The sequence below is a fragment of the Agrobacterium sp. T29 genome (genome assembly GCF_006970545.1).
Classification (GTDB): Bacteria; Pseudomonadota; Alphaproteobacteria; order Rhizobiales; family Rhizobiaceae; genus Agrobacterium; species Agrobacterium leguminum.
Genome location: NZ_CP040642.1, coordinates 124227 through 138727, shown reverse-complemented (window position 1 = coordinate 138727; position 14501 = coordinate 124227). Strand labels below are relative to the sequence as shown.

The following is a 14501-nucleotide window of genomic DNA, read 5'->3' as shown; positions in this document are numbered from 1 at the left end:
TCAATCCATTCATTAATAGCGCTATAAAATAGCCTATATATGGTTTTTCCAGCACGTTTTCTAATCATATTGACGAAAATAAATGCACTTTTAGACTGTTTTGAATTATTATTGTATGTATATTGCACTTGCTATTGATTCATACAATTTCTGCCGTACGTTTGGCCATCCCAACCGCTAACAGGAGCGACAGAAATGCCCCAAGTCACGCAGGAACCCCATAAGGATGGCGACTTCTTCGTTGATTACGAATCCAAGGTTTTCGAGGATGTCAAAGCAGATCCTGGCGAGAAGGCTCTGGTGACGTTTCATACGGTTGCTTTCGAGGGTTCAATCGGCCTCGTCAATATTCTCAATGCCATTCGCTTGCAGCGTAAAGGCTACGAGACGTCGATTCTACTTTACGGCCCAGGCGTGACGCTTGGTATCCAGCGTGGCTTCCCCAAACTCGGCGATGAAGCTTTCCCTGGCCATCTGAACTTCAACAAGAATCTTGAGCGCTTCATGAAGGAAGGCGGCAAGGTTTATGCATGTCGCTTTGCTCTTCAGGCGCTTTACGGTCATGGGGAGCCATCGCTTATTCCGGGCATCATCCCGATCCTGCCGCAGGACGTGCTGGATTGCGTGCTGCTCCACAAGAAAGCCAACGCACTGATCATCGACACCTGGACAGTCTGATCCGTCCCGGAGGCCCCGGCCGGTTGTTTGCCGGTGCCTCCATTGCCAGTCATTGCCAAGGAGCCAGCCATGTCCAGAACCGTCCGCGCCGCCGCAGTCCAGATAGCGCCCGACCTTACATCCCGTGCAGGTACGGTTGAGCGCGTACTGAACGCCATCGCCGATGCTGCCGACAAAGGCGCCGAGCTTATTGTTTTTCCTGAAACCTTCGTGCCCTGGTACCCTTATTTCAGTTTCGTGTTGCCGCCGGTACAGCAAGGTCCGGAGCACCTGCGCCTTTATGAGGAAGCGGTCACGGTTCCATCTGCCGAAACCCGCGCGGTGGCTGAGGCAGCCCGCAAGCGCAACACAGTGATCGTGCTGGGTGTCAATGAACGCGATCATGGATCACTCTATAACACACAATTGATTTTTGACGCTGACGGTAGCCTCAAACTCAAGCGCCGCAAGATAACACCGACATATCACGAGCGGATGATCTGGGGGCAGGGTGATGGCGCAGGATTGAAGGTGGTGCAGACAGCCGTAGGCCGCATGGGTGCACTTGCCTGCTGGGAGCATTACAATCCCCTCGCCCGTTATGCGTTGATGGCGCAGCACGAGGAAATTCATGCTGCGCATTTTCCCGGATCACTCGTCGGTCCGATCTTTGGCGAACAGATCGAGGTGACGATGCGTCATCACGCATTGGAATCGGGTTGCTTTGTCGTCAATGCCACGGGCTGGCTGAGTGAAGAGCAGATTGCCTCGATCCACCCAGATCCGAAATTACAAAAAGGTCTGCGCGATGGCTGTATGACCTGCATCATCACGCCTGAGGGTCGCCATGTCGTTCCGCCGCTGACCTCCGGTGAGGGAATTCTGATCGGCGATCTGGATATGCGACTCATTACCAAACGCAAGAGGATGATGGATTCCGTCGGCCATTATGCGCGGCCAGAGCTCTTACATCTGGTTCATGACGTACGGCCTGCGCAGACACTTGAGCGGGTGGGCGTGAGCCATCCTGCCTTTGAAGATGCAGAGAATTCTATCGTTCAGGAGACGCAAGATGCTTGAATTGCAACCAGCTGCCAATCCCGATCTCATCAACGATCTTCAGACAAAAGGCATGCGGCTTGTCGATCCGCGTGCCGGACATGAAAGCCGTCGCGGCGGTGCTGGTCCCTCCGATCACAAGGCCGTCAGTTTCGGCGATACGACGGTCATGGTGCCGGTTCATACCGCGCCTGCGTTCGATAGCCCGTATCTGGTGGAAGCCCCCGGTGCCGATGGGCGTGCGAGGATCACAAGGGAGGGGGCGGAAGTGGCGCGCATCCGTTTCCCGAACCGCCCGAAGTTCTACGATCTGACGACAGCGGACGGCATTCCCTATAACAAGATTGCTGTTCTGCACTCCCGTGACGTTCTCGCCACCACCATCCTGCAAACATGTATACGCTACGAAAGCCGCAAGAAAACCTGTCAGTTCTGTTCGATTGGCCAGAGCCTTTCAGCCGGTCGGACGATTGCACACAAAACGCCTGAGCAACTGGCTGAAGTGGCAAAGGCCGCCGTGGAGCTTGATGGCGTCAAGCATATGGTAATGACAACCGGTACACCTCCCGGCAAGGATCGTGGTGCCTCTATTCTGGCCGAGAGCGCCCGTGCTGTGAAGGCGGCCGTCGATCTGCCGATACAGGTCCAGTGCGAACCGCCAGAAGACGATATCTGGCATCAGCGCATGAAAGACGCGGGCGCAGATGCGCTTGGCATGCATCTTGAAGCCGTAACGCCTGAAGTCCGCGAGCGGATCATGCCGGGCAAGGCCAGCGTTCCGCTTGAAAAATATTTCTCCAGTTTCGAGGCCGCGGTGAAGGTGTTCGGTCGGGGACAGGTTTCCACCTACATTCTGGCCGGACTGGGCGATACCCGCGAGGCAATCCTTGAAATGTCCGAACGTCTGGTTGCGATGGGTGTCTATCCTTTCGTCGTACCCTTCGTGCCGATTTCGGGTACGCCGCTGGAAAGCCATCCGGTTCCGAAATCCGAATTCATGGCCAGCATTCTTGAACCCTTGTCCCGGATTGTAATCGACGGTGGACTGAAGGCGTCGGATATCAAGGCGGGTTGCGGTAAATGTGGTGCCTGCTCGGCGCTTTCCACCTATGAGAAGCTGAGGGTGCCAGCATGAGTATTGTTGATCATTCCTCGTTCATCAGCCCGGAATTCATTATCCGGGCTGCTACCGAAAATTGGGAACAGACGGGAGCGGCGCGCCTTCGTCATCAGGTTTTCGTTGAAGAACAGAAGATCTTCGTCGGGAACGATCATGATGAGATCGACAGGACGGCAATTCCGCTGGTGGCAATTGCGACATTGGCGGCTGAACCTGCCGACGTCGTTGGCACTGTTCGAATTCATCAGTCGACGCCGCGTGTGTGGTGGGGTTCGCGACTTGCCGTCGCTCCAGAATACCGCAGGGTAGGAAGGCTTGGTGCTGAACTGATCCGGCTTGCCGTCAGCACGGCCAATGGCTGCGGATGTCACGAATTCAACGCGCATGTGCAGCTTCAAAACGTACCCCTTTTCCGGCGATTGCACTGGGAACCTGTGGCTGAGGTCAATCTTCATGGCGTGCCGCATATGCATATGCTGGCCTCCCTCGCACATTATCCCGCGATATGCGATCCCGCTACCGGCTGGTTTTCCAGGGCGCGGAGGGGCTGATGAACCTTGCTTCCATCGCGGCTGAGCTTGCGGCGCATCCCTCCATTCTTGGCAAGCTCGACATTGCGGCTTCAACCGCTGCACTCCGGTTGTCTGCCAGAACGACCGGACAGCCGGGCGACGATGCAGCGGCGATACCGCGACCGGAGGGAGGCTGGGATCTGTTGGCGGGAGAGGGCTTCATGCCCCAGTTCGTGCAGGACGATCCGTGGTTTGCGGGTTGGTGCGGTGTCATGGTAAACCTGTCCGACATCGCTGCCATGGGCGGACGTGCAACCGCGCTTCTGGACACGATCTGGGCACCGGACGCTGCTGCCGCCAATGCCTTGCTCACAGGCTTGCGGGATGCGGCGGCGGCCTATGATGTTCCCATCGTTGGCGGGCATACCAATCTTCGCAGCCGTGAGCTTAATCTTTCTGTTTCCGTCACAGGGCGGGCGCAACGTTTGATTTCAAGTTTTTCAGCAGAACCCGGAGATGTTCTCATCGCCGCTGTTGATCATCGTGGAGAATACCGGCCACGCTTCGATAACTGGTGTGCCGCACTCGATGCGCCACATGCGCGCCTGCGCGGCGATTACGAACTGCTGCCGGAACTGGCCGAAAGTGGCTTGGTCGATGCGGGCAAGGACATAAGCCAGGGCGGTATTGTCGGCACAGCATTGATGCTTGCCGAATGCTCGCGTTGTGGTTTCGATATCGATCTTTCAGCGGTGCCGGTGCCGCCAAGTGTAGATCTCGTCCGCTGGTTAAGGAGCTTTCCGAGTTTTGGATTCCTGCTTTCGGTCCGGCCAGCGCGCGTGGCTGAGGTCTGCGCGTTGTTTGCAGCGCGCGATATCAGTGCGGCCGCCATCGGACGTGCCACCACAAAGCCTGCGGTCGATCTGATCTTCGGGGGCGAACGTGCAACGTTCTGGGATTATGCCGCGTCCCCATACCTCTCTTTATCAAAGGAAATCGCTTATGCCTGAGGTTCGTTTCACCATTCGCTGGCCGGATGGCAATGAGGAGAGTTGCTACTCTCCCTCAACAGCAATCCAGCGCCATCTGAACGCCGGACAAACATATCCGCTCTCCGAGTTTCTCGAACGCGCCCGCGCCGGTCTTAACGAAGCCTCCGACAGGGTTGCTGCCAAGTTTGGTTTCACATGTTCTTCTGCGATGGATCAATTGGCGCGCCTGGAAGCGGCAGCACAAAGTCAACCCTCCGACGGGCAGGTCACCTGTCTGTCCTTGTCATGAAAGGGTCTATCATGAACGACACCACGGCCTCCCATATTCCCGTCCTGATCATCGGCGGTGGCCAAGCCGGTCTTTCCGTAAGCTGGTACCTTATGCGGGAAGGCATTGAGCATATCGTGCTCGAGCGTCATCGCAGGTTCGAGAGCTGGCGCAACAATCGCTGGGATACTTTCTGTCTGGTCACGCCAAACTGGCAGTGCCGCCTGCCGGGCTGGGCCTACAACGGTAGCGCTCCTGATGGGTTCATGTTGAAAGATGAAATTGTCGATTATCTCGACGGATTTGCCGAAAGTTTCAATCCGCCATTACGCGAAGGCGTAGATGTTACGCGTGTTGCGCCACGGGATGAGGGCGGATATCGGGTTGAAACCACAGCAGGAAACTGGATTGCGGATCAGGTCGTCATCGCGACCGGAGGCTACGACAATCCGATCGTCCCTCCCTATGCAGCCGATCTGGATCCCTCCATCGTGCAAATGCATTCCCGCGAATACCGCCGTCCGTCGCAATTGCCTGACGGCGCGACGCTGATCGTTGGAACCGGACAATCGGGTGTCCAGATCATGGATGACTTCCATCTGGAGGCGCGGTCCGTTCATCTTGCAGTTGGTCCGGCCCCCCGTAGCCCGCGCCAGTATCGCGGGCGGGACGCAACGGATTGGCTTTATGATGCCGGAACCTATGCCGTGACCATCGACCGTCATCCTGACCCGGTCAAAGCGCTGACCCAGACCAACCATTACATGTCCGGGCGCGATGGCGGCAAGGAGATCGATCTGCGCAAATACGCGCTCGAAGGTGTCCATCTTTACGGCTCGCTGGCTGGTGGATCGGGCAGCACAATGACCTTCTTGCCGGATCTTGAGCAGAACCTTGATGATGCAGACCGCAGCTATCTGGGTATTCGAAAACAGATCGATGCGTGGATTGCAACGCAGGGGATCGATGCTCCGGTTGAGCCGCCCTTCGAGAAAGTATGGCGACCGGAAAAGGAAATCACGGAAGTCGATTTGGCTGCTGCCGGTATCTCCTCTATAATTTGGGCCATCGGTTTTCGTCCAGATTATTCCTGGCTTCAGGTTGATTGCCTCGACGAACGCGGAAAGCCCAAATTCCGTCGCGGCGTGACTGATGTACCCGGACTGTATTTTATCGGGCTCGGTTGGTTGAATACGTGGGGTTCGGGGCGATTCCTTGGCATCGACGAAGACAGCCAATATCTTGCCGAACAGATCATCGCCAAGCAAAAAGGTATGCTTGCCGCATGAGCCTGCTAGCAATCCACCCCTCTGCGCAGCCAGCGCTGGTTGACCGGCATGTTCTTGGAATGGCCGAAATGGGCTATAATGGACTTTCCGAGCAATGGCTTCTGCGCCGAGCAGGGGATTTGCACTGGCGGCTAATCGCCCGTGCCATGGGTCAAAAGGATGCCGTGTTCACGTGCTCGGCTGGGCAGCCGCTTTACGCTGCATTCTGCGCGACAACCCTGAATTTTACCAGGCCGGAAATACCGCAGCTTGGCGGTGAGCTAACCCTCGCCGCCGACCTTTACCGGATTGGGCATGGGCGGTTGGTCTCGAGCCACAGGATTACCGTGAATAATAACGAAATCGGCAGGGTGGTTTTGATCTCCACTTTTGTGGGGCGTTCGGAGCCGGCCAGCAACCACTCTATCGTCCGGCGGACACCGAAAGTGATAGCAATGCCGCCTGAAGCACCGCGGGCAGTTCAGCGTATCGGTCGGGAAGCAGCCTCAGTCGCGCGCTTCGCGGTGCGTGGGAACCATGATCTTTTGACGGGGGAAGAAACTAGAAAGATCCTGCCTTGTCCGTCAGTCGATTTCAATGCAGCAGGTCTTTTGTATTTTCCCAGCTTCAGTGCTCTTGCCGATCGCGCCTTTTTCGAAATGTACGGAAAAGTAGTGCCGATAATTGCGTCACGAAAGGTCGTATATCTTGGTAACGTCGAGCCTGGAGAGTGGGTAGACATATGCTTTCACAAGTCGGGAGCAAGCTATGATGCTGTATTGTGCGGCACAGATTACAGGCCGCTTGCGCTAATGCGCATTCGATTGCGTGCCAGTTGATGACATGTTCCGATTTTGCAGAGCTTGGATAACTCAGAGAGATGGCTTGGTTTGTCTGAATAGTCTTGGGCGTTTCACTAGCACTACTTTGGCAGATTGAGAGAATGGTGCCTGATTTGGCCTTGGCAGTGTGGACATCGTATTTCCACGTCTATCAAGATCAGTGCGGCCATAACGGCGCGTCGAACTGTCGGCAAGGTCGGTTCAGGTGGCCCGTTTTGCCTGCGCCTCTTCTTTTTTTTCCCGTCTTGCGCTCTGAAGGCGGTGATGTTGGAGGAAAGCATAAGCAATTATTGTCATTAGACAGTGACGATGTAACCCTTTCCACGAGCGGCCTTCAAAGTGGTCAAGACCGAGCTCCTCCTTCATTTGCTGATGCGCCTGTTCGCAGACCCAACGGGCTTTGATGGCACCGGCCAGTTGCTTGAGCGTTGTATCGGCAGGCAGGTTGGATAAGTAGTATTTCCGTTCTCCGTTCGAACGCCACTCACCGACCAGCCAAGCCTCTTCGCCAGGCATATGCTGTTGGCCCTTGTCGAGGATGCGCTGTGGAGGGCCATCGGCAATACGTATACGTTTTGCGGCAAACCGCGCCGATAGACGGCCTTTCGTGCCTCTCCGCCAACTGACTGTCCTCCATCGCGCATCCACGAGGATCGTTTCGGCTGCCATCGACAGAGTATCCGGAATTGAATGCTGGCGCGGCCGGCCATGGCCGGAAACCGGAAAGATCAGCGCGACGTCAAGGGGATAGACCTTCTGATGCTTGGGTATGCCGACCGCCCAGACGAGACCCCGAGCGCTCAAACCTTGGCGGAATGCAGCCGACAAGCCATACCCGGCATCGGCCAACACGACACCGAAGCGCAGGCCCGCCGCTATCAGGCGGTCAATCTCTTCCAAGGCGATCTCAGGTTTGGTGCGTGGCTCCCGCATCGCCTCGGGAACGCCGGCCTTTAATAGCCGCGATGGATCCCCAGTCCAGCTTTCGGGCAGAAACAGCCGTAAAGCCACTGGCACGGGGACCTCCGCGCGGGCCAATGTCAGCGACACCAGCGTCTGCGCCGACCATCCGATCCGCCTGACGCGCCAGTTCCAGACAGAGCGGTCCGTCGTCCCATAGGCCATCGGAAATGAAATGATGGAGACGATCGTATTGTCCTGGAACCAGGCGCGCGGCCATCGGCTCAATGCTCTTGCGATCTCCTGGACCAATCAGGCCGGCGATATAAAGCGGACACATCGCGCCGCGCTTCCTGTGCCCGAACCGATCGATAAACGGCTGTAAAAACAGCGAAAGTTCTGCGCCTATATCCGTCATCGGCACCTCCAGTCAAAAGGTGCCGGTAGAATCTCAAATCAACCTTGCCTCAATCTGCCAAAGTAGTGCTAGGACACGGACTCATTAGCTGAGGCGATCCATATCCTCGCCGCTGCAAGCTTCAGGGCGGCCATGTAATTATCAGCGCGCCGGTCGTATCGCGTCGCAAGGCCCCGCATCTGCTTGATACGGTTGAAGAACCGTTCCACGAGGTTGCGCTGACGTTAGACCGAGCGGCTGAAGCTGAATTTCTGCGTTCGGTTGGCCTTTGCAGGGATGTTCGCCCAACATTTGCGTTGCTTGGCAAAGTTACGAATTGCATCGGTGTCGTATGCCTTGTCGGCAAAGATTGTCGCGCCGGGCTGCAGGTCGCTCATCAGCTTCTCAGCCATCGGTGCATCGGCAGCTTGGCCGGCGGTGAGTTCCAGCCGAACCGGTCTTCCATCTGCATCGACAAGAGCATGGATCTTTGTCGTCAGGCCGCCGCGAGAACGTCCCATGCAAGGATCGGCAGAGCCCCTTTTTTAGCGTTGGCACCATGCTGGTGAACGCGAACACAAGAACTGTCGATCATTACGATGTCGCCATCGGAACGCTTTGAAACGGCGTCAAGAGGACGATCCCAGACGCCCGCCTTACGCCAGCGGGAGAACCAATTGTAAAGCGTCGTGCGCGGGCCATAACGCTCCGGCACATCTCGCCAGGACGAACCAGTCCTGAAACGCCACAAGATGCCGTTGATTACCCGACGGTCGTCGACGCGTTCAATTCCACGGCTATTGTTCGGCAAGAGAGGTGCGATGATAGCCCATTCTTCGTCGCTCAATTCGTTTCGGCGCATGGCAATCTCCTTTCAAGGAGATTGAATCACACACCGTCAACAAGATGAACCCCGTTTATGGGGACACTGCCTAAGTGGATTTCCGCTTCGATTATGCTGCTGCCAGGACTGGCATCAGCGCCTGATCCGGCGTCTAGCGGTCAAGGGATGAATGTGGGCGTCGGCTATTGTAAAAAGTCAGATATCTGGCCTGCTGCCGGGTTTATCGGACACGAGGTTAAGCTAATCCCACCTTGGTTTCAAAGTCGTTCGGGCTGAGATACCCCAGTGTCGAGTGGCGACGCTTTGGATTGTAAAAGCGCTCGATGTAATCGAACACGTCCGCTCTGGCGTCGTTCCTTGTGCGATATACCTTGCGTGCCGTTCTCTCCGTTTTCAATGATGAGGAGAAGCTCTCCATTGCGGCGTTGTCCCAGACATTTCCGGATCGGCTCATCGAACAAGTGATGCCGTGATCGCACATGAGGCGCTGGAACTGCTCGCTCGTATATTCGAGATGCAGTTCGTCAATCCGGCGCATAAGGACCAGATCGCCGTCTGAAACAGGACGGGCGAATAGTAGAGGTCTCACGACTGAAGCTGAGCAGCTTCGCGTGGTGAACAATCGACAGTTTGTGCTCGCGGTTGATCATTTCTTTCCGCTCAGCAGTTCGGCTTTGCCGAGCGCACCGAATAAAAATCATTCTCTAACGTCAGCACGCCAATAACGTCGACTGTTGGCCACGCCGGCTCCGCTTTCCCTTCATCGCCGAAAACTCCTGTCGCCCCTCAAGGAACTGATCTTGCTACTGTTTGATCTGGTTGGCGTGCAGGTCGAACTGCAGGGACAATTCTACCAGCGTCTGCTCACCTTTGGATAGCGGCAAGGGCCACTTTCGCCTTGAAAGCCGGACTATGGTTCCGGCACGGTCGTCTTGTCATGGTATTTCCTGTTCCCGGCACCTAAGCGGAAGTCTGGCAGCAATTTAGCGCCGAGCATAGGATTCGCCAGTTGCGAATTCCTGAGGCAGAAATATATAAGTGACACTTGGAGTTGATGAGGGCTGTCAAAACAGCTTTCGATCCAATAAATCTGATGAATCCCGGAAAAATCTTTCGCTTATAGTTAAGCATCCTTGTCGGAAACAATTTCAATCTATGACGGAATCGATCTGATCCAATTGAAGGTGGTCAATGAGGTGACGGTCAGAAAATCGAGCTGACGCAACATAACTATATGTTGCCCATCTCCGCACTAAAGGTTTGTTGAAAAAGCAACATGGCCCCGACACTCTGATATTCCACTGCTTCAATAGCAGTTTCTAAGGTTCGCGTCGGGAGGGATGAACGAGCCTGGAAAGAGGTGATGATTTATCTCACAAACGAACTGACACTTTAACGCTTAGAGCGAATAAAGTTTTACGATAACCCAGGGAGGAACTGGATCTTGGAGCGCACCGCTTTTCTGATTCTGGACATGCAGAACGAGTTGATCGATCCGAAGGGCAAAGTGGGGTCGAAAGGGTTCCACAAACTTGTAACGGAAAAGCGGCTCATACCCAAGATAGCCGAAGTCGAGGCAGCCATGCGTGCCAAGAGCGCGCCAGTCATCTTCGTTCGCGTCGGTTTCGAGCCAGGCTACATTGATTCCATAAGCCGGCAGTCTCGTCTTGCCCATTTGAAAGAAAGTGGAGCTATGATCCTGGGTGAGTTCGGCACCGAGTTCCCGAGCGAACTTTCGCCCAAACCCGGCGATCTGGTGGTCACGAAGCGGGCAGTTAGTCCGTTCCATAATACCAATCTCTATGCTCTGCTGGAAAAGCACAGGATCGAAAGAATCGTTCTGGCTGGCGTTTATACGCATATGGTGGTCGATAGCACTGCACGGTTTGGCGACGATTCCGGTCTTTACGTCACCGTGCTCTCCGACTGCTGCGCTTCGCCGGATGAACAGGTCCACCAGACCAGCGTCGATAAGATTTTGCCTCTATTTTCCACCGTGACGACACAGAAGGAATTTCTGGACGATTGGAACGCCCGTAGCTGACATGGTGAGGGGTGCTAGGTCACCCTCGATTTAGCACCGCATTACAGAGAAGAAAGATACACATTGGCGTAGCGTGAATTCGAAAGAAAAAACCTTTCACCGGGGAGGGTGAAAGGCAAATGGGAGGAACATTGTAATGGATACAGTCGCCAATAGGGCGGAGTCCCTGTTTCGTTTGGCTTATGACAGCCGGAAACTGGACTCGGAAATCGGGCAAGCCGATTTCCGCATTCGGTTCGAGCCACTGGACGAGCCGGCATTTGACCTTGAGATAACAAGGGACAGCTACGGCGTTTCCGCTGATGGTGATTTTGACGACGGCGATCCACGGTCAATACGGCTGGTCGAGGTCAAATCCTGCCTGAGTGACGTGCTCAAGGGTGACGCAACCCTTGGCAATATGCTCTTTGAACACAAAATACGTATCCCCGGCTATCGTAACAAAGAGCCCCTGATCGGTCATTTCTCGCGTTTCATGCGTCTGGCCGTGTGGGCTGCCATTCCCGGGGCCGGCATTCTAAAGCCTGCCCGATAAAGATATCCTATGGGGTCAGACCCCGTCCATACAACGAAACTGCGAGACCATCGATCTTGGTATTCGGGCATGTGCACCGGATACGTCAGGGCATGGACCATAGAATCACGATTTGCTGTGAGGTGATATGTCTGAGCTGGAACAGTCCTACATGGACAGGCTGCGCGAAGGTGCTGAAAAATTTCTTGCCTATCTAGGTATCGAGGCCGGTGATCAGGTTATCCTGATGCCATCGTGGGAGTCGATGAAGTCCGATATGGAAACCATCGACGTCCTGCGTGATGTAGGGGGCAAAATCGGTGCCGACATTACGACGATACCGATTGACGCGCTGGGAATGCGTGGCGATCCCAATCCGGTTATTGTCGAAGCTCTTTACCGATGCGATTGCTTTATAGGGATTGGTGATAAGACGCCCAATCCTATTACCGGTCATGCCTGGTCTGCGCTCACTGCCAGATGGGATTTCGGCGCTAAACAGGTCGATTTGCGCGGTGGCAAAGGGATTCTGGCGAGCGAAGCTTCACTTTATCCCGCCGAGATCACCATCGCCATTGCCAGAGAAGTGCGCAAAAATTTCATGAAGGACGGAGTCTTACGATTTACCGATTCCAATGGCAGCGATGTAATTTCACCCTTCAAAGCCAGCGACGTATTCTTTGGCGGAAGTTTCGATGCTGATACCTTCGGTAACGGCCAACGCTGCGACTGGCCGCTTGGCCAGATCATGATCCACAGCGAAGATACCTTGGCCGGAACCGCCATGGTCGAGGCGATCCGCCGCATTCCCAATGTAATCTCACCTGCAGTGCGGTTCGACATCAAGGGAGGCCATGTCGAGCCGGAAATTCGCGAGGAAACGGCAGCCATTCGCAAGATGTTTGCCGATCCGCAGAATTCCAACATCTGCACCAAGCTGTTTCTCGGCCTCAATCCGCGGGGGAGCATCGAGGAAGGTATCGTCAAATCCAACTTCGGCAACATGGTGCAGAAGGCGGGCGTGGTCTGCTTCATGATCGGCGACAAGGCGGGCTTCATGGCAACGAAGGAAGGGACGGGCGGTTATCTTCTGGCTCCTACGATCCGCGTCGGAGATGATATCGTGTCCGAGAATGGTCGCCTGCGCGCACTTGATAGCGCTGTGGTCAGAGACGTGGCTGCCCGTTTCGGAGATCCGGACGAACTGTTGTCTTCGCATCGCTTCTGAGCGGCTGTAGTCCTGAATGAGTGAATGGATGGTTAACGTTGACCGGAGACATTCAGGAAACCGTCACCTTTATTGAAACATGGGTCGCAACAGTGCAACACCCAAGGATTACGACATGAAACCAGCATCTTCATATGCGGACGCCATGGCCGGACCAGACGGTCGCAAATCATCGAGCCTTGCGCTCTTCGACACGATGCGGCGGCGCCCCGTCGAAACCACCGTTTCGGTGATCCTGATCATTATTCTGGGCATCCTGATCGTCTATCCGCTCGTGATGCTCGGCGTCGCAGCCTCTGTTCCCGGCGGACAATCGTCGATGAGTTGGGAAGGTATTCGGCAAACGCTGGTGTCTCCCCGCTTTCATGAAGCGTGGTGGAACACGCTGCTCTCGGCGTTTCTTGCAACGATACTCGCAGTGGTGACGGGAGGTGTGTTTACCTTCTGCGTGGAGCGTACGAACCTGCCTGCGAAGGGCTTTTTCAGGCTGATGCTGGTATTGCCGCTTTTTGTCGCGCCGTTGATCGGCGGCATCGCGTGGACTGGCATGGCGGCACCCAATATCGGCGTATTGAACCGGATATTGACCTGGGTTGGATTGGACGCCCAGTTCAACATCTATTCGATGACGGGGATCATCCTGCTCCTAGGCTTCTACAAGGTTCCCTATGTGTACCTGTTTACCTCTGGTACGCTGAACGCTATCGACGGAAGCGTTGAGGAGGCGTCACGCATCTGCGGTCGTGGCATCCTCTATACACTTTACAAAGTTACCCTGCCAATGGTGACGCCGAGCATCATCGCGGTCTCGCTTCTCTGCGTCGTATTGACAGTCGAGAACTTCGGCGTGCTCGCCATTCTGGCGCTTCCAGCGAATATTCCGTTTGTTGCGAGTGAACTTTACCTGAACGTTGCACGTCAGCCGCCCGATTATTCCTATGCGACCATCTCGGCCATCATGCTGATCATGTTCACGATGATCGGCCTTTGGCTGCAACGTCGCGTGAACAAATCCAATGATTATGTAACGGTATCCGGAAAAGGCCACCGGGCAAAGCTTATCAAGCTGAACGCCTGGCGCTGGCCCGTCACATTGGTAATTGGCGTCTATCTCTTCGTGACGGTGCTGATGCCGATGCTGGTATTGGTCTACGCCTCCTTTCTACCATTCTGGTCGAAACGGGCTGCTGCGTTTACGCTCGCCAATTACGAGAATATCTTCACGCGTGGCTCGATCACCCGTGCCGTCAATAACAGCCTTTTCCTGTCCATCGTCGGCGGTCTCATCACGATGATTCTTGCCGTCTCGGTTGCTTATGTGGTGCTGCGCACCAAAGCGGTTGGACGCAATATCATCGATATCATCAGTACGCTGCCGCTGGCGGTACCCAGCATTGCGTTCGGCATCGCGTTTCTCTGGGCCTGGATCTATGTGCCGTTGCCGATCTACGGCACAATCTGGATCCTGCTGATCGCCTTTGTGGCGAAGTACCTGACCATCGGAGTGCGAAATATATCGGCTTCTATGACCCAGGTGTCGCCCGAGCTCGAAGCGGCGGCCCGGGTATCGGGCGCGTCGCCCATCCGGGCAGCTACTACTGTTACGATCCCTCTGCTTCGCAATACGATCATAGGAAGCTGGGTGCTGAGTTTCTCCCTGATGATCAAGGAGCTCAACGTTTCGATCCTGCTGTATTCGCATGCTTCGGTGGTCCTGCCAGTGTTGATTTTCGACGCGCAGGAGGAGGGGAATTTTTCTCAGGTCGCGGCCATGTCGGTGGCGCTGAGCGCGCTGATCTTCGTCGCCGTATATGTGTCTCAACGTCTGCTTAAAACCAATCATTCAGTGTAGAGGT

Annotated in this window: 13 protein-coding genes and 4 pseudogenes; 13 read left to right on the top strand and 4 right to left on the bottom strand. The window is 55.3% G+C overall.

Going from position 1 to position 14501, the window contains the following annotated elements:
* The first annotated feature begins 195 nt into the window (after positions 1–195).
* The 8 genes from FGF54_RS25725 (at position 196) to FGF54_RS25690 (ending at position 6715) form a co-directional block, all read left to right on the top strand.
* Positions 196–678 (top strand): MSMEG_0572/Sll0783 family nitrogen starvation response protein, encoded by a 483-nt coding sequence (locus tag FGF54_RS25725; RefSeq protein WP_142781742.1) that lies wholly within the window; start codon positions 196–198, stop codon positions 676–678.
* Between the two features lie 69 nt (positions 679–747).
* On the top strand, positions 748–1737 hold the full coding sequence (locus tag FGF54_RS25720) for a Nit6803 family nitrilase (protein ID WP_142781741.1): 990 nt from the start codon (positions 748–750) through the stop codon (positions 1735–1737).
* Positions 1730–2851 (top strand): MSMEG_0568 family radical SAM protein, encoded by a 1122-nt coding sequence (locus tag FGF54_RS25715; RefSeq protein WP_142781740.1) that lies wholly within the window; start codon positions 1730–1732, stop codon positions 2849–2851. The genes FGF54_RS25720 and FGF54_RS25715 overlap by 8 nt, the downstream gene beginning before the upstream one ends.
* A complete protein-coding gene (locus FGF54_RS25710) occupies positions 2848–3387 on the top strand; it encodes an MSMEG_0567/Sll0786 family nitrogen starvation N-acetyltransferase (protein ID WP_142781739.1) in 540 nt (179 codons plus the stop codon). The genes FGF54_RS25715 and FGF54_RS25710 overlap by 4 nt, the downstream gene beginning before the upstream one ends.
* The gene (locus FGF54_RS25705; protein WP_142781738.1) at positions 3387–4358 is read left to right on the top strand and encodes a sll0787 family AIR synthase-like protein; all 972 of its coding nucleotides are present in this window, start codon (positions 3387–3389) and stop codon (positions 4356–4358) included. Before FGF54_RS25710 ends, FGF54_RS25705 begins: the two co-directional genes overlap by 1 nt.
* A complete protein-coding gene (locus FGF54_RS25700; protein WP_142781737.1) occupies positions 4351–4629 on the top strand; it encodes an MSMEG_0570 family nitrogen starvation response protein in 279 nt (92 codons plus the stop codon). The genes FGF54_RS25705 and FGF54_RS25700 overlap by 8 nt, the downstream gene beginning before the upstream one ends.
* 11 nt (positions 4630–4640) lie before the next feature.
* Positions 4641–5897, top strand: a complete 1257-nt coding sequence (locus FGF54_RS25695; protein ID WP_142781736.1) for an MSMEG_0569 family flavin-dependent oxidoreductase — start codon at positions 4641–4643, stop codon at positions 5895–5897.
* Positions 5894–6715, top strand: coding sequence for a Pnap_2097 family protein (locus tag FGF54_RS25690; protein ID WP_246667072.1), 822 nt, complete (start codon positions 5894–5896; stop codon positions 6713–6715). The genes FGF54_RS25695 and FGF54_RS25690 overlap by 4 nt, the downstream gene beginning before the upstream one ends.
* Positions 6716–6919: 204 nt before the next feature.
* Here the strand turns inward: FGF54_RS25690 and FGF54_RS25685 are convergent.
* The 4 pseudogenes from FGF54_RS25685 to FGF54_RS25675 all read right to left on the bottom strand — a co-directional run.
* Positions 6920–8036 (bottom strand): annotated as a pseudogene (locus FGF54_RS25685) (IS701 family transposase).
* A 68-nt stretch (positions 8037–8104) separates the two neighbouring features.
* Positions 8105–8883: pseudogene (locus tag FGF54_RS25680) on the bottom strand (IS5 family transposase).
* 211 nt (positions 8884–9094) lie between these two features.
* Positions 9095–9370, bottom strand: a pseudogene (locus tag FGF54_RS27455) (integrase core domain-containing protein); the annotation flags it as partial.
* A pseudogene (locus tag FGF54_RS25675) lies at positions 9365–9819 on the bottom strand (IS3 family transposase); the annotation flags it as partial. The pseudogenes FGF54_RS27455 and FGF54_RS25675, both read right to left, overlap by 6 nt.
* A gap of 94 nt (positions 9820–9913) precedes the next feature.
* Here FGF54_RS25675 and FGF54_RS27660 point away from each other — a divergent pair.
* The 5 genes from FGF54_RS27660 to FGF54_RS25650 all read left to right on the top strand — a co-directional run bounded on the left by FGF54_RS27660 (position 9914) and on the right by FGF54_RS25650 (position 14497).
* Positions 9914–9982 carry an FAD-linked oxidase C-terminal domain-containing protein gene (locus FGF54_RS27660; protein ID WP_246667081.1) on the top strand — a complete coding sequence of 23 codons (69 nt, stop codon included), beginning with the start codon at positions 9914–9916 and terminating at the stop codon, positions 9980–9982.
* A 321-nt stretch (positions 9983–10303) separates the two neighbouring features.
* On the top strand, positions 10304–10903 hold the full coding sequence (locus FGF54_RS25665) for a cysteine hydrolase family protein (RefSeq protein ID WP_142781735.1): 600 nt from the start codon (positions 10304–10306) through the stop codon (positions 10901–10903).
* A 136-nt stretch (positions 10904–11039) separates the two neighbouring features.
* Complete coding sequence (locus tag FGF54_RS25660; protein WP_142781734.1) at positions 11040–11438, top strand: hypothetical protein; 399 nt, start codon at positions 11040–11042, stop codon at positions 11436–11438.
* 127 nt (positions 11439–11565) lie between these two features.
* Positions 11566–12645, top strand: a complete 1080-nt coding sequence (locus FGF54_RS25655) for a hypothetical protein (protein WP_142781733.1) — start codon at positions 11566–11568, stop codon at positions 12643–12645.
* Between the two features lie 115 nt (positions 12646–12760).
* Complete coding sequence (locus tag FGF54_RS25650) at positions 12761–14497, top strand: iron ABC transporter permease (protein WP_168208266.1); 1737 nt, start codon at positions 12761–12763, stop codon at positions 14495–14497.
* The last annotated feature ends 4 nt before the right edge of the window (positions 14498–14501 follow it).